24 protein-coding genes and 1 tRNA gene are annotated in these 21,457 nt (G+C 53.5%); 3 read left to right on the top strand and 22 right to left on the bottom strand.

The genetic code is table 11. The features are described 5' to 3' along the window. Positions 1 to 155: 155 nt before the first annotated feature. A complete protein-coding gene (locus tag IM317_RS07820) occupies positions 156 to 515 on the top strand; it encodes a hypothetical protein (protein ID WP_033144724.1) in 360 nt (119 codons plus the stop codon). On the opposite strand, the gene IM317_RS07815 is transcribed toward IM317_RS07820, so the two are convergent. The 18 genes from IM317_RS07815 to proB form a co-directional block, all read right to left on the bottom strand. After that, on the bottom strand, positions 508 to 1,050 hold the full coding sequence (locus tag IM317_RS07815; RefSeq protein ID WP_033144723.1) for a plasmid pRiA4b ORF-3 family protein: 543 nt from the start codon (positions 1,048 to 1,050) through the stop codon (positions 508 to 510). The two genes, IM317_RS07820 and IM317_RS07815, sit on opposite strands and share 8 nt — an antisense overlap. A 120-nt stretch (positions 1,051 to 1,170) precedes the next feature. Further along, positions 1,171 to 1,356: a hypothetical protein gene (locus IM317_RS07810; RefSeq protein ID WP_033144722.1), complete on the bottom strand. Its 186-nt coding sequence runs from the start codon at positions 1,354 to 1,356 to the stop codon at positions 1,171 to 1,173. Between the two features lie 69 nt (positions 1,357 to 1,425). Next, positions 1,426 to 2,037: a hypothetical protein gene (locus IM317_RS07805; RefSeq protein ID WP_033144721.1), complete on the bottom strand. Its 612-nt coding sequence runs from the start codon at positions 2,035 to 2,037 to the stop codon at positions 1,426 to 1,428. Between the two features lie 578 nt (positions 2,038 to 2,615). Next, positions 2,616 to 2,888 (bottom strand): PerC family transcriptional regulator, encoded by a 273-nt coding sequence (locus tag IM317_RS07800; protein WP_033144720.1) that lies wholly within the window; start codon positions 2,886 to 2,888, stop codon positions 2,616 to 2,618. Positions 2,889 to 2,899: 11 nt separating this feature from the next. Then, the gene (locus IM317_RS07795; RefSeq protein WP_033144719.1) at positions 2,900 to 3,334 is read right to left on the bottom strand and encodes a single-stranded DNA-binding protein; all 435 of its coding nucleotides are present in this window, start codon (positions 3,332 to 3,334) and stop codon (positions 2,900 to 2,902) included. Between the two features lie 338 nt (positions 3,335 to 3,672). Beyond that, positions 3,673 to 6,429 carry a TOPRIM and DUF927 domain-containing protein gene (locus IM317_RS07790; protein WP_033144718.1) on the bottom strand — a complete coding sequence of 919 codons (2,757 nt, stop codon included), beginning with the start codon at positions 6,427 to 6,429 and terminating at the stop codon, positions 3,673 to 3,675. Further along, a complete protein-coding gene (locus IM317_RS07785) occupies positions 6,422 to 6,763 on the bottom strand; it encodes a hypothetical protein (RefSeq protein WP_033144717.1) in 342 nt (113 codons plus the stop codon). Before IM317_RS07785 ends, IM317_RS07790 begins: the two co-directional genes overlap by 8 nt. 9 nt (positions 6,764 to 6,772) lie before the next feature. Further along, positions 6,773 to 7,399: a hypothetical protein gene (locus IM317_RS07780; RefSeq protein ID WP_033144716.1), complete on the bottom strand. Its 627-nt coding sequence runs from the start codon at positions 7,397 to 7,399 to the stop codon at positions 6,773 to 6,775. Then, positions 7,396 to 7,608: a hypothetical protein gene (locus tag IM317_RS07775; RefSeq protein ID WP_033144715.1), complete on the bottom strand. Its 213-nt coding sequence runs from the start codon at positions 7,606 to 7,608 to the stop codon at positions 7,396 to 7,398. The genes IM317_RS07780 and IM317_RS07775 overlap by 4 nt, the downstream gene beginning before the upstream one ends. After that, positions 7,605 to 8,324 carry a host cell division inhibitor Icd-like protein gene (locus IM317_RS07770; protein WP_172421289.1) on the bottom strand — a complete coding sequence of 240 codons (720 nt, stop codon included), beginning with the start codon at positions 8,322 to 8,324 and terminating at the stop codon, positions 7,605 to 7,607. The genes IM317_RS07775 and IM317_RS07770 overlap by 4 nt, the downstream gene beginning before the upstream one ends. Next, on the bottom strand, positions 8,317 to 9,159 hold the full coding sequence (locus IM317_RS07765; protein ID WP_033144713.1) for an antA/AntB antirepressor family protein: 843 nt from the start codon (positions 9,157 to 9,159) through the stop codon (positions 8,317 to 8,319). Before IM317_RS07765 ends, IM317_RS07770 begins: the two co-directional genes overlap by 8 nt. A gap of 13 nt (positions 9,160 to 9,172) precedes the next feature. After that, positions 9,173 to 9,607: a hypothetical protein gene (locus tag IM317_RS07760; RefSeq protein ID WP_033144712.1), complete on the bottom strand. Its 435-nt coding sequence runs from the start codon at positions 9,605 to 9,607 to the stop codon at positions 9,173 to 9,175. Then, entirely contained in the window at positions 9,607 to 9,807 is a 201-nt protein-coding gene (locus IM317_RS07755) for an AlpA family transcriptional regulator (protein ID WP_033144711.1), read from the bottom strand. Before IM317_RS07755 ends, IM317_RS07760 begins: the two co-directional genes overlap by 1 nt. A gap of 119 nt (positions 9,808 to 9,926) precedes the next feature. Further along, positions 9,927 to 10,838, bottom strand: coding sequence for a hypothetical protein (locus tag IM317_RS07750; RefSeq protein WP_071993571.1), 912 nt, complete (start codon positions 10,836 to 10,838; stop codon positions 9,927 to 9,929). Positions 10,839 to 10,901: 63 nt separating this feature from the next. Then, a complete protein-coding gene (locus IM317_RS07745; RefSeq protein ID WP_033144708.1) occupies positions 10,902 to 12,116 on the bottom strand; it encodes an integrase arm-type DNA-binding domain-containing protein in 1,215 nt (404 codons plus the stop codon). Between the two features lie 165 nt (positions 12,117 to 12,281). Further along, positions 12,282 to 12,357 (bottom strand) — tRNA-Thr (locus tag IM317_RS07740). Positions 12,358 to 12,468: 111 nt separating this feature from the next. Beyond that, entirely contained in the window at positions 12,469 to 13,722 is a 1,254-nt protein-coding gene (gene proA / locus IM317_RS07735; protein ID WP_033144707.1) for a glutamate-5-semialdehyde dehydrogenase, read from the bottom strand. A gap of 11 nt (positions 13,723 to 13,733) precedes the next feature. Continuing rightward, positions 13,734 to 14,837 (bottom strand): glutamate 5-kinase, encoded by a 1,104-nt coding sequence (gene proB, locus IM317_RS07730; protein WP_033144706.1) that lies wholly within the window; start codon positions 14,835 to 14,837, stop codon positions 13,734 to 13,736. Positions 14,838 to 15,141: 304 nt separating this feature from the next. Here proB and phoE point away from each other — a divergent pair, with 304 nt between their 5' ends. Next, complete coding sequence (phoE, locus tag IM317_RS07725) at positions 15,142 to 16,194, top strand: phosphoporin PhoE (RefSeq protein WP_033144705.1); 1,053 nt, start codon at positions 15,142 to 15,144, stop codon at positions 16,192 to 16,194. Between the two features lie 139 nt (positions 16,195 to 16,333). Here phoE and crl read toward each other — a convergent pair whose 3' ends face one another. From crl to gpt, 3 genes are all read right to left on the bottom strand, one after another. After that, on the bottom strand, positions 16,334 to 16,735 hold the full coding sequence (gene crl, locus IM317_RS07720) for a sigma factor-binding protein Crl (protein WP_023310506.1): 402 nt from the start codon (positions 16,733 to 16,735) through the stop codon (positions 16,334 to 16,336). A 57-nt stretch (positions 16,736 to 16,792) separates the two neighbouring features. Continuing rightward, complete coding sequence (frsA, locus tag IM317_RS07715; protein WP_033144704.1) at positions 16,793 to 18,037, bottom strand: esterase FrsA; 1,245 nt, start codon at positions 18,035 to 18,037, stop codon at positions 16,793 to 16,795. Between the two features lie 104 nt (positions 18,038 to 18,141). Beyond that, positions 18,142 to 18,600: a xanthine phosphoribosyltransferase gene (gene gpt / locus IM317_RS07710; RefSeq protein ID WP_010427903.1), complete on the bottom strand. Its 459-nt coding sequence runs from the start codon at positions 18,598 to 18,600 to the stop codon at positions 18,142 to 18,144. A gap of 260 nt (positions 18,601 to 18,860) precedes the next feature. On the opposite strand from gpt, the gene pepD reads away from it, so the two are divergent. Then, on the top strand, positions 18,861 to 20,318 hold the full coding sequence (pepD, locus tag IM317_RS07705; RefSeq protein WP_033144703.1) for a cytosol nonspecific dipeptidase: 1,458 nt from the start codon (positions 18,861 to 18,863) through the stop codon (positions 20,316 to 20,318). A 77-nt stretch (positions 20,319 to 20,395) separates the two neighbouring features. Here pepD and dinB read toward each other — a convergent pair whose 3' ends face one another. Next, entirely contained in the window at positions 20,396 to 21,454 is a 1,059-nt protein-coding gene (dinB, locus tag IM317_RS07700) for a DNA polymerase IV (RefSeq protein ID WP_033144702.1), read from the bottom strand. Positions 21,455 to 21,457 lie beyond the last annotated feature (3 nt).

The following is a 21,457-nucleotide window of genomic DNA, read 5'->3' as shown; positions in this document are numbered from 1 at the left end:
GTTCAGTTTTTATAGATACCCCCAAAAGTACCCCCATATCTTTTTCCGCCCCTGAAATTTGGTTATTATTCATACAGCACATCAGGCAGTAACGCTCTCCCTTCAACCCGCTTATTGTATGATAGTGCTATCCCACAATAAGGAACCTGCCAGCCATGAGAATGACCAACCGCAAAAAAGAGATACTCAGTTACTTTGAGCCGGATAACCTCGAATGGGGGACGGGTGAGATTGGTGCGCCGCCGTTCGATGTGTCGGGTGTGGCCTACCTGCTTCATGGCATGGTGTCGTTCGATAAGCGCCACCAGCTCGAATCTACACGGCGCACGCTCGAAAGCATGGTTGCCGGGGGGCTACTGGAACGTGTGACAGTGTATGAATCTCGTCAGGTAAAGCGTGGCGGTGAAACTAACGCAACGGTCGTGCGCTATGGTTTACCCGGTCAATGTGCTGTTATGCGCGATACTGGCGGCGCTGATAACGCAATATCAGGCGAATACATGCGGGTCAGTTAAGAGCCTGCAATCTGTCGTTAATGTTGTTCAGGTCGTAAACCCGGCGTTCAATATCCAGCATCAGGAAATTGCGGATCTCGGCTTGTTCAGGATTATCAGATTCTCTGGCCTGTAAGAGCAATTCATTGTAACCATGCAATCCCCCCGAATTTTCCGCCGGGGTAGTCCCCCTCCCACGCAAACAGCTAACAGGCTGGATACTGGTATCATGGGTTTGCTTCTCCAGCACAATAAGACAATCCCACCAGTCGCCAAAGTCATACGTGTAAACCAGCTTGTCACCCTCATTCTGGATCGCCGCCCATAGTGGCGTGATTGCCGCATTACCCATGCTTTCACCCTCACCCCATACGCGATACTCGCTACCTAGATCACCTTTACGGCCTTTCTCGAACATATACAGATGTTCGTCATTCCAGCCAAAAGCCAACTGGATCACCGCGTGAAGTTCACTAAAGGGGATTTGCTCTGGAACCAGCACACGCCGCCATATTGGTGGTTTGCTGTCTCGGATGGTTATCTTTAGCTGGTACATGCAAATCCTGAATAAATGCGAATCGGAAGGATAACGATACTGACGCACTCACAATTCTGTAAAGGTGAATAAAGGTAATTTGCTTAATACGCATAAGTTACATGCGGAATAATCCCGTATCTACCTGCGCGGCGCTGGCTTCTTCCACTGGTAGGCAGGCGCTCGCATCATCTCCCCGAACCGTTTACGCCGGACTGTATCAGCATCAATAATGCGCTCCATTTCCCGAACCTCTGCCGGGGTAAGCTGGTGGCCTTCATGCTCCAGCTTGGCGGCGGTCAGCGCTGCTATTTCACGTGGTGTCACTATGGCAGCTCCTGCTATGGTGGGTAACTGGCTGATTTTAGCTAATTCTGTCAGAAAACCAGAATATCGCTACAACTCCAGCCCTATAGCTCGCGCCGCTTTCCCCGTCTTACGCTCAACCACGCCCCTGATTCTATCTACTACCGGACTGAATGCCTGCCAGTAAGCCATCTCCATAACTGATAACTCTGCCCGCTTCCTGTCAAACGTAGCCCAGCGCATCCCCTTTGGTTTTGGGAACATGCGAATGTCATTAAACAGGTTGTTGGTAAGGTCATTGTTGCCCCATATCGCGTATCGCTGCTGGCGTATCTTCATGCGCATCCTGTCCAGTCTGTCGGCGCTCTGGCTTTTGTAGTGGAGCTTCCAGCATTCCCGGCAGCCAATATCTTTTTTACCGATATACAGCTTTGCAGCCCGCTTCATACAGTGGGGGCAAACGTACCATTCCCGCACGCCATATCCGGCCTGCGTCGTTGTAGTGCGAATCGCCCGCGTCACGCCGCTGATTGTCATGGCGTAGCTGTCGGCTTGCCGGAAGGCATACAACGTTCCGCTTTCGGTCTGGGTATAAAGCTGTGTACCCGGTTCGGCGTCCGCCAGCCTGCTACGCATGTGCGCAAGGAATGGCAACCCTATGCGGGGCAGGTCTGTGGTATAGCTGCGCGTTCTGTCTCTCACTGGCTGGCCTCCTGCGAATTACTGCGCATTAACTGCGAACGGTGCGCAAATTGAATACGAAATAATATGCGTATTTTACTGTAAATTGCGCACCACTTTTGTAATTTCAAACCAATAAAGCCAGTAACCGCGCGGGGTTGAGGATGGTTTGCGCATTGGTATCCGTTTCGTTTTGCGCAGATTTTTGGTGAACTGCGCAATTCGCAATTTACTGCGCCCAAAACCTTATCAAAACTTATCATCTCCGTGGTGCTACTAACTGCGAATGGACTACACCAGAGCCAGCAATATCAAGCCTATCCGCTATTTTGCGAATTCGCATTGCCGCCGTTAGAATTCGTCAGATGGTACGCACGCTGAATGCGCAGTTTTGCCGCGTACCTGACTGCGTACTGCGAACCAGTGGCGCGAACCAGAATATTTTGGACAACCTAAATCACGTTCTGGCTTCCAGCCCACGACTAGCGCGGGTTTAGCGCTACGAGGGTTTAAAATCTGTCAAGAACAGTACAGAATTTACAGCCATTTTGGTGCGAACCTTACTGCGAACTGTCGCCCCCGCTGGTGGCCTGTCGTTGCTACTTACCACCGTTTAATCGGAAGGCATTGCCGTTTGGTTGCGCTATCCCCATGCGGTGTTGTGTCTCAGTGACTGCTTTATGCAGATCGCCGTAATCATCGGTTTTCACTGGCGGGCGCTTCACATTCGTCAGACACGTATCACGTCGCTGCTTTACCCATTCCCGATCATCGTCCTCAGCACAAAGCATCATGACTTCCTGCCAGCGCGTCGCAGCCCTGCGATACAGCCCCTTTGCTTCCAGAGCCTCTGCTTTACTATCGTTGACCATGCTTATCTCCCTCAGAATGGCGTTTCATCGTCGAATGGTGGGCGCTGGTCGTATTCATCACGGGATGGCTGCTGCGCACGTCTCAGCGCGTCCGTTGCCTGTCCCTGCTGTCCTGCCTTCCCGCCGGGGCGTACCGTTCTGGCGCTGATCACACTGTCGGCTACTACCTGATACCCCTGCTGTGTACCGCCGTCCTGCCCTGTCCACTGGTTGAGTTGCATATTGCCTGCCACGCTCACAAGGTCGCCTTTCTGGTGCTTTGCCAGCGCATCGGCCTGCTTCCCAAAAGCAATAACGCCCAGCCAGAAGGTTGACTCTCCCGCCTCTGCCGCATTGCACGGAAGCGCCACCGCCAGCCGCGCCATTGTCATACTTGTTCCGCTGTTGGTCGTTCTGGTCTGTGGGTCGGCCACCAGCCGCCCGTATGCTGAAATTTGTGCTGTCATTCTTTAGCCTCTCTCATTTCGTTTCGATTTTTTTATATAGTAAGCGCAAATAGTGTTGGTTCAGTTGGTTCAGTTGGTTCACGGGCTTGCAAGCCGCGCCATTACTGGGTTTTGCTGAACCAACATTTGTGATTTCGTGTTGGTTCAGTCGCCTGCTTTGTTGGTTCAGTGCCAGCCAGTGAGTAATCTCGTCTTTTGTGGTGTTGGTTCAAAATGGGTATTTGTTGGTTCAGTGTTGGTTCAGATATCTGATAAAAAACCTTAAAAAACAATGATACTTACAAATTGAACCAACTGAACTAACTGAACCAACACCAAAACTACGTATGTGAATAAAATTACTCTTCTGGCTGGCAACTCTCCGGCATGTAGTGGATCACGTAGACATTGAATTGCCGCCCATTGATACGAGGGGATTTACGCTGGTAGCCTCTGCCACTGGCTGGAGGCGTCAGCATTCCGGCATTCTTTATCGTCTCGGCAAACTGTTTTGCATTAAACCCCCTGGCTATCTCACCCTCAAACGCAGCCGGGAAAGTGTAGAAAATCATTGGATCAGCATCATGATTTCCCTTTGCCCGGTATCCGGCAAGGTCTCGAATAGGCAAATCTGACTGGTCGTAAGGGAAAGGCGCGTATCTGCTCAGGCCATGCGCATTCAAAAACGCCTCCGTCTGCTCAATTATCTGCTGGTGCTCTTTGTTGCCCGTGCCGAACTCGCGCAGCCAGGCATTGTAGCTGTGCTGTATCGCATCACGGCACGTCTGATCGTCCCATCCGGTAACAACCTCACCCAGCAATAAAGCCGCCTCCAGAATGGCAAAACGTGCGGCCACGCGGTGTACCTGCTCGCCATAGTCAGCAGGAATAAGGCTGCGCCAGCGGGTTTCACAGTCACGAACGGTATCAATGGCCTGCTGCTGGTGGTCTGCCAGCCACCCGATCCACTCCCGCCCGGCAGCGCCGTGATGGTGTTGGTAAGCATCTTTCAGCGCGTCGGCGTGCTGTTTGCCGTTCTGGTGGTCGTGGAAGCGTACCGCCTTACTCAGCGGGATATTTAGCAGGCGCACCAGTTGCCCGGCTTTGGTCTTGCGTCCGGCGGTGGCGATGAAGGTTTCCAAGTCCATTTCACCAGTGCTGATCGCCACGGTTCGCCAGCGTTTTAAATCGCGGTTGCCACCCTCTTTTGCGCCCTGCAATTTCCCCACGCCGTTAAACAGCGCATAGGCAGACTGTGACACGCTTATCGGGTCTGCCCCCTGTCCGACTTCATCCAGGGGCATCAGCCCGTCATTGTGTGCGGCTGCTTCGTTCGCCAGCCCCAGCGCCGTGCCGTACCACGTCAGGCGCAGTAAGTCCGGGTTGCCGTATAAACTGCTCGCCACGTTCGCCGTGGTGGTTTTACCCGCGCTCGACTGTTCATAGAAGTGAATGCCGAAACCGTCAGCGCCAGCCAGCCCGATCAACGGCGCTGCCAGTGCGGCGGCAATGCCTGTCATCATCGCGTAGTTACCGTATGCCAGCCGCGCAACACTCTTACGCCAGCTCTCTGAGGTTCCCGCAACTGTGTACCCGGCAGCAGCAGAACTGCGACCACTGAATAAAACAGGATGCTCAGGTGTGCCGATAATCTCCCCGTCCGGCATGATGTATGCCCCACACTGCCAGCCAGTAGCGTGAGCAACACGCCACAATTCACGCGAGCCGCTACGCTGTAGCCAGTCGGCCAGAATCGCCCGTAAGCTGCTTTTCGTGGTGACATTAACCCCGCCCGCTTTCAGGGTGCGCCAGCCTTCGCGCTCCCCGATATCAGCCAGGGGGATAGCCGCTGTTGTCGGTATGCCTGCGCCAAAGGCCAACCAGCGCAATATCAGATACTGATCCTTGTCGTCCCGCCCGGTGCCGATAACGTCCATCGGTGAGGCCAGCCAGCTTTCATTGTTGATAATTTCGCCGCTTTCCTTGTCCACTTTAGGCGTGATCCAGTAAACGCCATCTTTGCGGCTCTCAATGCGGGGTTTTAGCGGGTCTTTCTCTGACTGGTCAGTTTTACCGCCCTCAATGGCCTGTAGTCGTGGTTTCACGCATTCCCCCTGCGGCTGGTACATCGAATCGTTAAACGCAGCCGTAGCGACTTCCAGACCGTGTTGCTGGTGGTAGTCATTCCAGTCGGCTTTATAGTCTGTTGGCGGTACAGCAACCCAGCCCGTGACGGCAAGCGCAGCCTTTTCTGCGGCATCCGTTCCGGTATTGGGTTTGTCGTCCAGTCGGTCGTTATCCGCCGCAATGATGATTTGCGCCTGTAGGTGCTGCTGGCGCATCTGTATTGCGACGGGTAGCAGGTTGCCAGCGTCTATGGCACACACTGCCAGCGCATCAGGGCGCATCAGGTAAGCGGATAAGGTCGTTGCCAGCCCTTCGGCAATGATCACCTCCTGCGGCTGTTCCGATGCGTTTACAGCATGGTATGCCCCGCGCTTTGCTGAACCTGTCAGTAGGCGCTTTTCTCCCTGTGGGGTGATGGTCTGTGCGGCTGCCACTGCGCCGGACTCATCCACCAGCTCAAGCAGGATTGAACCATCAGGCAATAGCGGGAAAGTGAACCCGTCCAGCCCCTTAGCAATCAGGTATTCAGATTCGCCCTGTGTGACGCCCTGGCGCTTTTCTGCATACAGGCTGGCAAATGTAGCCCTTCGCTGCTCTGCGTCCTCTGCTGCCTGTTGCTGGCGCTCCTGCTCACGCTGCTGGCGGTCAGCTTCCAGTTGCTCCCTTCTCTGGCTCGCTGCCGCCGGGTCGGTTTGCGCTGCCCGGTAATCAATACCCAGCACATCAGCGGCAAGCTGAGCCGCCTCTGTGGTGTCGCAGTTGTTCACCTTCTTAATCAGGTCTAAGCCGTCGCCCGCGCCGCATTGGTTACAGATAAAGCTACCGCGACCGTTGTCGTCGAACCGGAAGCGATCCGTACCGCCACATGCAGGGCAGGGAGCATGGCGGCGTGATGAATCAGGCACGTTGATAGACAGGCCTGCCAGCACATAAGGCCAGTTACCAGCGGCGGCGGCGGTCACTTCGCGGATAAGGTCGATATTACGCATGGTTGCCTCCTGCCACGGTCGCGCCCATATCATTAATCATGCTTTGCCATATCTCGCGCCCGGTATCAGTCAGGCCATCAGCATTGACGCATTTCTCCAGCATGGTGATCCCGACGCTTTCCCACTGAGGGTATGTCTCTTTGAGCGCTTCGAGCGCGTAACCATCAATAAGCTGGCGCGTGCCATTGACGCCGCCCACCAGTTCCACACGGATTTGCTGGCCTGCCGCGTCAACCATGAAGTATTTGCCACCATTGATAGCCGTGATGTTGTTGTAAAGTGCCTCCGCGTACTGGTTCGCCAGCGCATTCAGTCGGAAGTTTTTGGTAATCATGTCGCCCCCTCAGTGCGCCGCTGGCATTTCAGGCCAGCCGTTTTCATCCAGATCGGCAATGAAGTAATCGTGTAGCTCTGCCAGCGTTTCACGCCCGAACGGGGTCAGCTCTCCGCGTTCCGCATCCAGCATGGCGCGGTAGAACAAAATGGCGTTCTCTGTTCCCTGATCAACACCATAGCGCTCAATAATTGCGCCCTCGATGTTGTTCGCCATCGCTAGCCGTTCAGCAAACGGGTAAACCACCATGCCCGCATTACCATTGGAGTAAATCGCCACCTGCGATGTTGTGCCGTCAGCCTCAGTGACGGCGGTTGTGCCGTTCTCACGCTTCATTTCGGCAACGAAACAGGCCGCAATCAGCCAGCGCCACATAGTGACGTTATGCTGCGCGGTGAAGTCGAACCAGCCACGCGCCCCGCCGTCAGCCACTGCAAAATGCAGGGCAAATCCTTCACAGGGCTTATTGTCATACTCACCCGCATCCAGACGTACTACAGCTTTTCCGTAGTTGATAAGAGCAACATGCTCATACATCCCGGCATCGTTGCGGGTCATGATATTGACGCCATGCGGTGTGGCTTCGGCGTGGAATAAGTCGGGATTTCCCGATTTAAAGGTCAGTACGTTGCTCATGCTTTATCCCGCGCTTTTAAATCCATGCCAGCCAATTCATCCTCTGCTGAATCCATCAATTCGGGGATACCATCCAGAAGGGAAATGATTGCGCCAATTAAGTTAGCTGTGCCGCTATCGTTTTTATTCGTCGCTTCAAGCCAGAGAGACAGGACTTCCTGCGCCTGTTGGATACGGCAGGTTGAATCGGCCAGGGATACTTTGCTCATGCTGCCACCTCCAGACGGATACGGCCTGCAAAGAAACAGACGTGATCCCGCGCCAGAGTGCGGCGGGCTTCGCGCTCAGTTTCAGCAGCAATGTGATGGATTTTGGCGGTAATTGTCGGCATATCGCGGCGAACGGCTGCGATTAACCAGATGAATCGCGGATTTTGGGTAGGGATAGTAGCCAGCATAGCGGCAGCCTCCTTGATCAGTGGAATATATCCACCACCGAAGAGACCAATCTTGTTGGTGGTGGACTGCGCAGAGTTGGTCTTACCGGTGATCAAGGAACCCGGCGCTTCCGAAGAAGCCCCCGCGCAGCCCACCATAATTTTGTGAGCGATACGGATTATACCCGCATCGTTGAAAAAGAGGTGTACTGAGCTAACGACACAAAAAAAGACGCTAGGCGCGTCGTGTATCGCCTTAATCATTTCCGGGAGACCAATCCCGGCACCAGATTTTGCTGGTGCGCTATAACCATAAACCGGGTTGGCGATAGTCGGCAAGCCCTTTTTTATGGACTCCAGAAACTCACCTTCGCGCACGCGCGTACTGGTCTCGAAACTCTCCTCGTCACCACGACGAGAAAATGAGGAGCTGGCATTAGCTGGCACTGTTATGCCAGCTTTACCCTCATGCGCGTACGCGATCCCGCGCAAGGCATACATCAGGCCAGCCAGGGGAAAGACTTTATTCTGGACGGCGGCATTAAGCATGATTAGCCCCCAGATGTTTAGCTAACCAGCGCTGAGAAAGGCGGATTAGCTCGGCTTTACGCTGGTCATATCCCATACCCATATCAATCAGCGTAATGTTGGTACTCTCCAGGTAGGTGAGGTGTTCCAGTTGCCCGGCGTTCATGCTGTCGCGTGGTTCGCCAGTAATGCTATTCGCCTGCGCCCACTGCTTCGCCGTCATGCCACCCAAAACAATGCGGGCGATCATGTTGCTCTCATTGCTGTAGTGGCGAGCCTGCGTCTGTTTACCCTGCTCTGCGCGGGCGCTTTCCAGTGCTACGCACATCGGTTTAAACAGGCTGGCGGCACCGATACGGGCTTTGAGCTGACGGCGATACTGAGCGGCAATCTCTGGCACGCTGCGCTGTAGGGCTTCTTCACACTGAATAAAGTAACGGCGAACGGCGCGACCTTGTTCGTTTCGCTCAACCATTGCCAGTTCTTTAGCCATTCCCAGAGAAAGGCCATAATCTTTACTGCGACGGTCGCCGCCACGCTTTGTCACCCATCCGGGGCTACACTGTTCAAAATTTGAACTTTGATTCCTGAAATCTGAGGAATCAAAAACCACGTAATCAGCACTCAGGCTAAAGCCATATTCATCAATGCGTAGTTTGATCCAGGTTGAAAAGTCGTTACCTACTCCAAGCGCTTTATGCAGTGCCTTAGCGCTAACAATACTGGCCTCACGCCCGCCAATTTGACCGGAAATAACGGGGACAATCGCGGCAAAGTCATTATTGCTATGTTCGCCTTGGCAAGTGTTGGATTGTGGGGCGGCCTCCGAATTGAATCGGCTTTTTTCGATAGTCATGTTTTCGGCTCCGTTATGCGGCGTTAAACGCGTTCGGGTAGAGGTTCAGAATGTCAGTAATATCCTGCTGAGATAACCCGTGATGTTCATTAATGGCGGCATTATGGTTCACAAGTTGGATCACCTTGAGAACGTCGCCACGGCAAGAAAAGCGGTAGCGCAGGTGTGCGCCGATACCATCCGGGTTTTTCTCGTCGATACGCTCTAGTTGAATATCAAGCTGGCGCTCCAACTCAGACGCATAATTACGCCCGGATGAAAGACGGCAATAGCGCAGGATGTCATTCTCTGTCCATCCCTCTACACCAGTGCGCAGCATATAGACGCGGGCGCGGTGCTTCTTTGGGATACGCTTAGGTACTTGTACAGGGCTGGTGGTCGGCGTAATATCAGACGTGCGAATATCTGAGTTAGCCGCCTGCTGTACGGGGCGGTTTTTCTTTTCCATTACGCCACCTCGCCACGTGACTCAGTGATGCGCTGATTAATCCATTCGTCAATTTCACTTTCAATAAAAGCGATAGAGCGGGAACCAATTTTAATTGCTGCGGGGAAACGTTTCTCGCTCATAAGGCGATATAACCACGCCTTACTATAGCCAGTACGCTTTTGTACTTCATGAAAACGAATTAGAGACGGTTGTGACATGTAACCCCCAGTTTAACTAATGCGCCCTTGTTAGACGCTGATAGACAACGGGTGAAGGTTACCTTTGTAGATATCACGACTTCGGAATATTCCAACACACTCCTGGAATATTCCACTTTTCATTTCTTATCGAGATCGACGCCTCGTAGCCATTTGTCGATGGTTTTTCCTGATGGAAGTTTAAGCCCGAGCGTATCAAAATCCTTATTGATTTCACTTTGACTGTTATCAAAGTGCTTTCGGGGGTTGTTTATAACATCTTCATCTTTATAACAAAGATAAAGCAATGATTTAATCAGTTTAGCCATCGACGTTAATGTTTTATTTCCAACACTTTCCGTTACGACATTTTTAATCCGGGCAGATTCATCAGCTAGGCCAAAGAGATCAATCTTCATCCCACCATTGATTAGAATATCTAACTCATCCGCCATTATAACAAAATCGTCTGATGAGAATGTCTTCGCCTCATAAAAACAAGGACCACTCACATCAAATCCTTCCGTTGAAAACCCCCACCCCTCGGTATTTTTATTTAAGTTATTTCGCGGATGTATAAGTTGAAAAATCTCAGCTTTTTTGGAGTTCTCGAACGCAGGTAATGTTAGTTCGGTATGTGGGATAGCAAACCATCCCTTAACATTATCGGCCCAGCATGGCTGATCATCCTCGGCAGTGAAGAAATAAGCATTAGAGTCCATAGATATAAGATTATATTTAGAGGAATAATGCATAGTAAAACCTTCTGGATTGTCATTTAACTCATCTAATAAATCATCAGATAGAGAGGCATAAAAATAACAAGCGCTATCTGATTTTTTGCTCTCCTCATAATGTACGCAGAGTTGTAATACGCCAATTGCTGCATAGTGCAGAAGGTCTTCAACTTCACAACCTGATTTTTTAGCGGCTTGTTGAAGGGTATAATATTCCCTCTTTGGTAATGCCATATCGCCACCTCGCGCCCCCTGATTTTGGCGGCTATGCCAGCCCGCAGAGGTGTACGGGTTTTCGGGGATCAGCCTAGACATAGCCTATTCTTTGTTCGTCTACAGAAGTCTACCCGCATTAACTATCACTGTCTATTCATCCAGTCATAAGGATTTACCAAAACGCCCGTGAACCACGTTTTCATGGTGTTCCAGCGCATCCATATAGTCGGCATACCATTGAAGCATTTCCCGGCGGCCATCGAGATATTGAGCGTGGTTGTATGTGCCTCGAATAGAGTTTTTATCGACGTGGGCGAGCTGCGTTTCAATCCATGCGGTGTTATAGCCCTGTTCGTGGAGAATGGTACTCATGGTGTGGCGGAAACCGTGGCCTGTCACTCTCCCGGCATACCCGATGCGTTTAAAAACCTGGTTAATGCTGGCTTCACTCATGGTTTTACGCGGATCATTACGCCCAGGGAATATATAGGGATAGCGGCCTGTCATTTCCCGGATACGCATGATTATGGCTTGGGCCTGTAATGACAATGGCACGATGTGTGGGCGGCGCATCTTCATTCGCTCTGCTGGGATTTCCCACACCGCAGCATCAGCATCGATTTCCTGCCACATAGCCCCACGCAGTTCGCCAGTTCTTAAACCGGTAATGATTAGCAAACGTGCTGCCAATACCACCAGCATACTGCCGGAATACCCAGAAAGAGCCTCAAAGAACGTCGGTAGCTCAGACGTATTCAGGAAAGGATAGTGCTTGGATTCATGCCCCTGCATAGCGCTGGTGAGATCTGGCGCTGGGTTGTATTCTGCCCGGCCGGTAACAATGGCATAGCGGAAGACTTCACCGCAGCGCTGCCTAACCTTCTTAGCCTTCTCCGTTGCCCCTCGCCCCTCCATTCGGCGAAGCACATTAAGCAATTCGAGCGGCTTGATTTCCGCGATTGGTTTTTTACCAATATACGGAAAAACATCTTTATTGAATGCCTCCATAATGTCTGAGGCGTACCCCTCAGACCATTTGTATAGTTTGCTGGAGTGCCATTCACAGGCAATTTCCTGAAACGTATTCCTGACATTTGCCTCTCGAGCTATCTTTTCTTCCCGTTTCGCTTCGTTGGGATCGATACCCCCAGCGATACCCCTTTTTGCCTCATCACGTTTAGCTCGCGCATCAGCAAGGGTAACGTCTGGATATACTCCCAGAGCCAGCAGCTTTTCTTTGCCTGCTACACGATACTTAAGCCGCCAGTATCGTGCGCCATTTGGGTTAACCAGAAGATAAAGCCCACCACCATCAGCAAGTTTATAGGGTTTATCTTTTGGTTTAGCGGTATCAACCTGGCGGGCGTTGAGCTTCATTGGGGGTATCTCCACAAGACCGAACAGCACATACCCCCGAATGTACCCCCAGAAGCATGTAGATTTTGGGGTATGTCAGTAGACGTAAAAATACTATCAGGAGCGACACAATGCAGAGTATAAGGGGTTTGAGTGAACTTTAGTAGACGTTAGAAGATGTTTGAATGGTGCCGATAATAGGAGTCGAACCTACGACCTTCGCATTACGAATGCGCTGCTCTACCAACTGAGCTATATCGGCCCTGAGAGGCCGGTTACGAGTGTAACCACGGGGCAAAAGGTTAGATCTATCCGGGTGATGCGTCAATGCCCTTTTGAATCAAACGGCTATTTTTGCATCACCCGTGATTTTTTACGCACGAATCGTATCGTCGCCGAAGCCGATCCACTTGTACGTGGTCAGCGCTTCCAGTCCCATCGGGCCGCGCGCGTGCAGTTTCTGCGTGCTGACCGCCACCTCAGCCCCGAGGCCGAACTGGCCGCCGTCGGTGAAGCGGGTGGAGGCATTCACATATACCGCTGAAGAATCCACTTCGTTCACGAAGCGATCGGCATTGCGCAGGGTGCGCGTCAGGATCGCGTCAGAATGCTGCGTGCCGTGTTCACGAATGTGCGTAATGGCGTCGTCGAGATCGGCAACGATTTTCACGTTTAGATCCAGTGACAGGAACTCGTCGTCGTACTGCTCCGCTTTTACGGGAACAACGTTAGCCGGGCCATCCTGAAGCAGTGCGAGCGCGCTGGCGTCAGCATGCAGCGTCACGCCGCTCTCTGCCATCTGTTTGCTCAGGGCCGGCAGGAAGGTGTTCGCAATACCCTGATGCACCAGCAGCGTTTCTACGGTGTTACAGGTGCTTGGACGCTGGGTTTTCGCGTTCACGATAATCTTCAACGCCGGTTCAATCTCAGCGCTGTCGTCCACCACGATATGGCACACGCCGATACCGCCGGTGATCACCGGGATCGTCGACTGCTCGCGGCACAGCTTGTGCAGGCCCGCGCCGCCGCGTGGGATCAGCATGTCGATATATTTGTCCATGCGCAGCATTTCGTTGACCAGCGCGCGGTCCGGGCTCTCGATCGCCTGTACGGCACCCGCCGGTAAGCCACACTCTTCCAGCGCCTGCTGAATGACTTTCACCGTCGCGGCGTTGGTGCGCCATGTCTCTTTCCCACCGCGCAGAATAGCGGCGTTACCGGTTTTCAGGCACAGGGAGGCGACATCCACCGTCACGTTTGGACGGGCTTCATAAATAACGCCGATGACGCCGAGCGGCACGCGGCGGCGCTCCAGGCGTAAACCGCTGTCGAGCAGCCCGCCGTCGATCACCTGCCCTACCGGGTCGGCCAGATTGCAGACCTGACGCACATCGTCGGCGATGCCTTTCAGGCGTGCCGGATTCAGCGCCAGACGGTCGAGCATCGCTTCGCTCAAACCGTTACGACGGGCTTCCAGCAGATCCTGCTCGTTGGCGAGCAAAATCTCCTGGGACTGTGATTCCAGATAATCAGCGATTTTTTCCAGCACGCGGTTTTTCTCGCGGCTGGAAAGGAGCGCCAGTTTGTAAGAGGCAGCCTTCGCGGCAGCGCCCATTTGTTCCAGCATGTTCTGGCTCCTTAACGAATAATCATGTCATCGCGATGCACGGCAACCGGACCATATTCATAGCCCAGAATGGCGTCGATCTGCTGCGAGTGGTGACCCGCGATGCGGCGCAGCGCGTCGCTGTTGTAACGGCTTACGCCGTGGGCGATGTCGCGGCCTTCGAGGTTACGGATACGGATCACTTCACCACGGGAGAAGTTACCTGTCACGCTTTTAATTCCTTTAGGAAGTAATGAACTTCCTCGTTCCAGAATCGCGGCGGTTGCCCCTTCATCGACGACGAGTTCACCAGCAGGAGGCGCGCCAAATATCCAGCGCTTGCGGTTTTCCAGCGGGGATTCCTGGGCGTGGAAGCGGGTGCCGACGGAGATGCCTTCCATTACGTCGCCAATCACGCCGGGGCGGCTGCCCGCTGCAATGATGGTGTCGATACCGGCGCGGCACGCGACGTCAGCGGCCTGCAGCTTGGTCCCCATACCGCCCGTTCCGAGGCCTGAAACGCTGTCACCGGCGATAGCGCGCAGCGCATCGTCGATGCCTTGAACGTCGGTAATCAGTTCGGCTTGCGGATTCGAGCGCGGGTCGGCGGTGAACAGCCCCTGCTGATCGGTCAGAAGCAGTAATTTATCGGCACCGGCCAGAATCGCGGCCAGCGCCGAGAGGTTATCGTTATCACCCACTTTGATTTCAGCGGTGGCAACGGCATCGTTCTCGTTAATGACCGGAACAATGTTGTTGTCCAGCAGCGCGCGCAGAGTATCGCGGGCGTTCAGGAAGCGCTCTCTGTCTTCCATATCCGCACGCGTCAGCAGCATCTGCCCGACGTGAATACCATAGATGGAGAACAACTGTTCCCAGAGTTGAATGAGTCGGCTTTGCCCCACGGCGGCCAGCAGCTGTTTGGAAGCGATCGTCGCGGGGAGTTCGGGGTAACCCAGGTGTTCACGCCCGGCGGCAATCGCCCCGGAGGTCACAATCACAATACGATGCCCTGCGGCATGTAGCTGAGCGCACTGACGTACAAGCTCAACAATGTGGGCGCGATTTAGGCGGCGCGATCCGCCTGTTAAAACACTGGTACCGAGTTTTACCACCAGCGTCTGGCTGTCACTCATGATTCTCTGCCGTTCAACGATAAGGGAAAGTAATGTCGAACGAACGTTTTAACAGGAGTCAGCCCCGTTGCCAACTGCCTTAGCACATCGCGAAACACTTTGTTGCGCGGGATCAGGAAGCCTAGCGGGAAATTTTGACAATTTTATTACCGAAATAATAAATCACAGTTTTTTAAAATTATTCTTAGTTTGTCATAAAAGTTTCATTCCAGAACGATAAAACCCTTCCTGTTTTTTCACGGGACTTAAGCATGAGCTTATCGTCCAGCGAATTTTTTAGCGCGTTTATAAGACAGGATCGAAAATGAAAAAGAGCACTCTGGCATTAATGGTTATGGGCGTAGTGGCTTCTGCATCCGTTCACGCAGCTGAAGTTTATAATAAAGATGGTAATAAACTGGACGTGTACGGCAAAGTGAAAGCCATGCACTACATCAGTGATGATGCCACCAAAGATGGCGATCAGACTTACGTTCGTTTCGGTTTTAAAGGCGAGACGCAGATTAACGATCAGCTGACGGGCTATGGCCGTTGGGAATCTGAATTTGCAGGTAACAAAGCCGAGAGCGACTCTACTCAGAAAACGCGTCTGGCGTTTGCGGGCCTGAAGCTGAAAAACTTTGGTTCACTGGATTACGGTCGTAACCTGGGTGCCCTGTATGACGTCGAAGCATGGACCGATATGTTCCCTGAGTTCGGCGGCGACTCTTCCGCGCAGACCGATAACTTCATGACCAAGCGCGCTACCGGCCTGGCCACCTACCGTAACACCGATTTCTTCGGCGCGGTTGACGGTCTGGACATGACGCTGCAGTACCAGGGCAAAAACGAAAACCGTGACGCCAAAAAACAGAACGGTGACGGTTTTGGTACCTCTCTGACCTATGACTTCGGCGGCAGCGATTTCGCCGTCAGCGGCGCCTACACCAACTCTGACCGCACCAATGCTCAGAACCTGCTGGCGCGTGGCCAGGGTCAGAAAGCAGAAGCCTGGGCAACCGGTCTGAAATATGATGCGAACGATATTTATCTGGCTGCAATGTATTCTGAAACCCGCAATATGACGCCAATTTCCGGCGGGTTTGCAAATAAAGCGCAGAACTTTGAAGTTGTCGCACAATATCAGTTCGACTTTGGTCTGCGCCCGTCCCTGGGCTATGTCCAGTCTAAAGGCAAAGATATCGAAGGTATTGGCGACGAAGATCTGGTGAAATATATTGACGTTGGCGCGACCTATTACTTCAACAAAAATATGTCCACCTTTGTTGATTATAAAATCAACCAGATTGACGACAAAAATAAACTGGGCGTGAGCAGCGATGACATCGTTGCTGTAGGTATGACCTACCAGTTCTGATGATGTGAAATAAAAAAACCGGCTTGATGCCGGTTTTTTTATTGTCGGGGATTCATGCGGTCTGGTGCCCTCTCCCACGGTGAGAGGGAGAATTTGTAGGCCGAGTAAGGCGAAGCCGCCACCCGGCGCTGTGACACCATCAGGCAGTCAGCTTCACCGCTTCGCTGGAAAAGTCATCCGCAGGTTCGAACTTGAGATCCAGGGTAGCCAGCAGTGCGCGTGCCTTATCGTGAAACTCTTTTAGCGTATATTCCAGGCGGTCAATCACTTCCTGATCTTTAATCGTTGTGGCCTGCCAGTTGCCGTCTTTATTAAACAGGCCAAACTGGTAGCTATACGTAAAGCGTTTTTCCTCTGCTTCCATTTCCATCCACCAGCCCCAGAATTCACGTTTTTCGGGTGCAGGCTTCACGTTGACGCATACAGCCAGGCAGTCGAAAAAAAAGCGATTCTCTTCACACTGCTCTTCTCGAATATACGGGCCGAGAGCCATAAACTTCTTAATCAGTCTACTTTTCGGGTGTCCACTCGGTAACGTCATTGCGATCTCCTTTTGTGAAGCCACTGTTTTACCAAACCAGCGAAATTTAGCAATCTATTAACACAATCTCTGAGCGATCCAGCGCGTAATCTCTTTCAGTGATTTGTCGAAATTCTGATAGACCGGGCTGAACGGCACCTCAAGCAATTTGCCATCCGCAGATGACGAAGTGATTAATCGCGACTCTTCTTCCGGGCTGAACGGATCGTTTTTCCAGAACCCTGACAGCATTGGTGTTGGGCAGCGACGTCCCAGCAACCCCTGCGTTTTTAACGAGTAACGATTGAGCTCAACGCGCAGCGCTTCGTCTGATGCATCATGCATGCCAAGACGGCTGGCCAGCACGTCAAGGTACATTTCAGGTACGCTCCCCTGGCGTGCAGGATCGCTGAGCAGAGCGTGTACGACCGGGCCGAGGCAGGCGACAGCTTTCAGACGAGAAGATTCAAGATAAGCCAGACGCACCGCGACGTTCGCGCCGAAACGGAAGCCGAATGCCGCCACGCGGGTGTGGTCAACCCACGGAATGTTTTCCAGCGCTTTTAGCGCATGCTGGTGCAGCAGGCTGGAATCCTGAGTCAGTTTCCATTTGGATGAGAAACCAATTGAAGGCATATCAAGCGTCAGCATCGCAATCCCTTTTGGTGCGAAGTAACGCTCATACAGGCTGTAATAATCAATTTGCAGCGAATCCAGCCCGCCGCACATGAGGACGCTCGGGAACGGACCTTCACCTTCAGGCATATGCAGGAATCCGGTAACGGACGCGCCCCCTGAAATGGTGAACTCAAGTTCACGCATCCGGCCCGGCAGGCGTTGAGCCGCCTCCTGATAGGCGCGATTCGCCAGCGCCTGAGCCTGCTCCGCCAGTTCATCCCCTTTTAAATGGGGGTAAGCGGCAATGCCGTAAAGATTAGCGGCGTGCAGCCAGTGCTTGCCGCTGCGCGTGGCATCCTCTTCCTGGCTGGCTTTTTGCTGCCAGAGCATCGCCTGTTTAGACCACTCGTAGATCCAGTTTCCGCCACGGTAGCCCACCACCGTATCGTAGAGTTCGCTGTCGGTACGTTCGGCTTCACTCATCACGATACGTGCCTGCACATCGAGGATTTCACGGGGGTCAATACCGCGCCAGATCCACATCAGGCGGTTAATCATGCGATACCAGTGAGGCACGTTTTTACCGTCTAACGCGGACTGGACGGCAGGCTGGGTACCCGGATTGAAGCGACGCACCAGCGTCGACGTTTCAGGGTGTTTGAAACGGGGTTTGAAGAGAGTCTCGGTGAGATTCGCCTGCGTCATTGCGTTGCCTCCATGAATACGTCGTATAGAGACTATTGTAACGCGTGGCAGGCCAAAAAGAACAACGCCCGACATAGTCGGGCGTGTAAAGTTACGTACTGGTATTAACGGCCTGAAATAGGCGGTACGAAGACCACGCCCATATCCCATGGCTGTTCAATCCAGGTGTCCTGCGGGATATCAATCACGTAATCGTCAACCAGCGGGCGGCCAGCAGGCTTCGCGAAGATAGTGACGAAATGTGCTTTCGGATACATTTCGCGGATAGCGACCGCAGTACCACCGGTATCTACCAGGTCATCAATAACGATGAAACCTTCGCCGTCGCCTTCCGCACGTTTCAGCACGGTCAGCTCGCGCTGGTTGTCATGGTCATAGCTGGAGATGCAAACGGTATCGACATGACGAATACCCAGCTCACGTGCCAGCAGCGCCCCCGGTACCAGACCGCCACGGCTGACGGCAATAATGCCTTTCCACTGTTCGGAAGGCATCAGACGCGCAGCCAGTTTGCGTGCGTGAATCTGCAACATGTCCCAGGTGACGACGTATTTTTCGCTCATGTGAAGTGTCCCAGCCTGTTTTTATACGGCTTAAAAAGTGTTCGAGGGGGAAATAGGTTGCGCGAGATTATAGAGATCTGACGCACTAAAAACCAGTGTTTAGCGCCCTCTGCCTGAGTTTTTACATGCTTTATGCTACCAGCCAGCAGAGAAAGTGGTATTCTCAGTTTCATCTCGCAAGCCTGACTTGTGGTAACTATTAACCTGCTAACCCTGTGACCTGCAACCCTGTTTGCAGCGCCTCGACAAGGAGACTTATCGTGTCTGAACTGTCTCAATTATCTCCGCAGCCGCTGTGGGATATTTTTGCGAAAATCTGCTCCATTCCACACCCTTCCTACCACGAAGAACAGCTTGCCGAACATATTATGGGCTGGGCGAAGGAAAAAGGTCTGCATGCTGAACGTGACCAGGTTGGCAACATTCTGATCCGCAAACCGGCTACCGCAGGCATGGAAAACCGCAAACCGGTTGTGCTGCAGGCGCACCTGGACATGGTGCCACAGAAGAACAACGACACCGTTCACGACTTCACCAAAGACCCGATTCAACCGTACATCGACGGCGACTGGGTGAAAGCACGCGGCACCACGCTGGGCGCGGATAACGGCATCGGTATGGCCTCTGCGCTGGCCGTGCTGGCCGACGACAGCGTTGAGCACGGTCCGCTGGAAGTGCTGCTGACCATGACCGAAGAAGCGGGCATGGACGGCGCGTTCGGTCTGCAGGCGAACTGGCTGCAGGCGGACATCCTGATCAACACCGACTCTGAAGAAGAAGGCGAGATCTACATGGGCTGCGCGGGCGGGATTGATTTCATCTCTACCCTGCCGCTCTCGCGCGAAGCGATTCCTGCTGGCTTCCAGACCTTCAAGCTGACGCTGAAAGGGCTGAAAGGCGGCCACTCCGGCGGCGATATTCACCTGGATCTGGGTAACGCCAACAAGCTGCTGGCGCGCTTCCTGGCAGGCCATGCGGCCGAGCTGGATCTGCGTCTGGTGGACTTCAACGGCGGTACCCTGCGTAACGCGATCCCGCGCGAAGCGTTCGCCACCGTATCGGTTCCAGCGGCAAAAGCGGACGAGCTGAAAAAACTCTCCACCGTATACCTGGATATCCTGAAGAACGAACTGTCGGCGAAAGAGAAAAACCTGACCGTGGTGCTGGAATCTGTTTCTACAGATAAAGCCGCGCTAACCGCGCAGTCTCGTAACACCTTCGTTCAGCTGCTGAACGCGACGCCAAACGGCGTGATCCGCAACTCTGACGTGGCGAAAGGCGTGGTGGAAACCTCGCTGAACGTGGGCGTGGTGACCATGAGCGACGACAGCGCGGAAATCATCTGCCTGATCCGCTCGCTTATCGACAGCGGTAAAGAGTACGTGGTGAGCATGCTGGAATCTCTGGGCACGCTGGCGGGCGCGAAAACGTCTGCCAAAGGCAGCTACCCGGGCTGGCAGCCGGATGCAAGTTCTCCGGTGATGGCGCTGGTGCGTGAAACCTATCAGCGTCTGTTCAACAGTACGCCGAACATTCAGGTGATCCACGCCGGTCTGGAATGTGGTCTGTTCAAGAAACCGTATCCGGACATGGACATGGTGTCCATCGGGCCAACCATTACCGGTCCGCACTCGCCGGATGAGCAGGTTCATATCGAAAGCGTCGGTCACTACTGGACGCTGCTGACTGAGCTGCTGAAAGCGATCCCAGTTAAGTAATACCCTCACCCCAGCCCTCTCCCACAGGGAGAGGGTGAAAAACGTAGGCCCGGTAAGCGTAGCGCCACCGGGCTTTTTTACAACCCCAGAACCAGCTGGCGCTCTAGCTGCGGATCCAGCAGCGTAACGTGCAACCCCACCAGCCTCACCCCTCGCCCGCCCCGGCGCTCTTCCCATGCCTTTTTCGCCGTCGCGATAAGATCGTCTTTATTCAGACGCGGCCAGACGTGTTCCTGCGTGGTCTGCTGGAAGTCGTTGAATTTAAGCTTGATGCCCTGACGGGCAATGAGCAGATCCGGCTTCACCTTGCTTAAGCGTCGTTCCAGCTCCGGGTAAAGCTGTTCCGTGATAATGGTTTCGCATTCGGACCAGTCATGAATATCTTCAATGAGGGTGCGCTCAACGCCGACGGATTTCCGCAGCCGCTCGCTGTTCACATCGCGATCGTCAATTCCCTGGCTGCGCTCCCACAGCACGCGGCCAAACTTCCCGAAGCGCTTGAGCAGCATAGCGAGATCGCTTCGCTGCACGTCTTCGCAGGTCCGTAGCCCCATGCTTTCCAGCTTTGCGGCGGAGACTTTTCCCACGCCGGGTATTTTGCCGAGCGGCAGCGTTTTCAAAAACGCCGGCACCTCGTCAGGCGTGATGACGTATTGACCGTTGGGCTTATTTAAATCGGAGGCAATTTTGGCGAGGAATTTAACGGGCGCGACGCCCGCCGATGCCGTCAGATTCAGCTCGTTGAAAATCCTCTGGCGGATCTCCTGCGCCATCAGCGTGGCGGAGCCGTGGCAGTGCACGCTGTCGGTCACATCCAGATAGGCTTCGTCCAGCGACAGCGGCTCTATCAGGGAGGTATAGCGGGAGAAGATTTCCCGAATATGGAGGGAAGCCTCTTTATAGGCTTCAAACCGGCCGGGCAGAAGCGTGAGATGAGGGCAAAGCTTTAAGGCCATCGCCGTCGGCATCGCGCTGCGCACGCCAAATTTGCGCGCAGGATAGTTGGCGGTGCTGATGACACCACGCTGAACGCGGCTGCCGCCAATGGCGATGGGAATATCCCGCAGCGCCGGGTTGTCACGCATCTCCACTGCGGCAAAAAAGCAGTCCATATCGACATGGATTATTTTGCGCATAGT

This window comes from Enterobacter cloacae complex sp. S3, from assembly GCF_014930495.1.
Taxonomy (GTDB): Bacteria; Pseudomonadota; Gammaproteobacteria; order Enterobacterales; family Enterobacteriaceae; genus Enterobacter; species Enterobacter asburiae_B.
The sequence above is the reverse complement of the archived record's forward strand: the minus strand, read 5'-3'. Positions and strand labels throughout refer to the sequence as shown.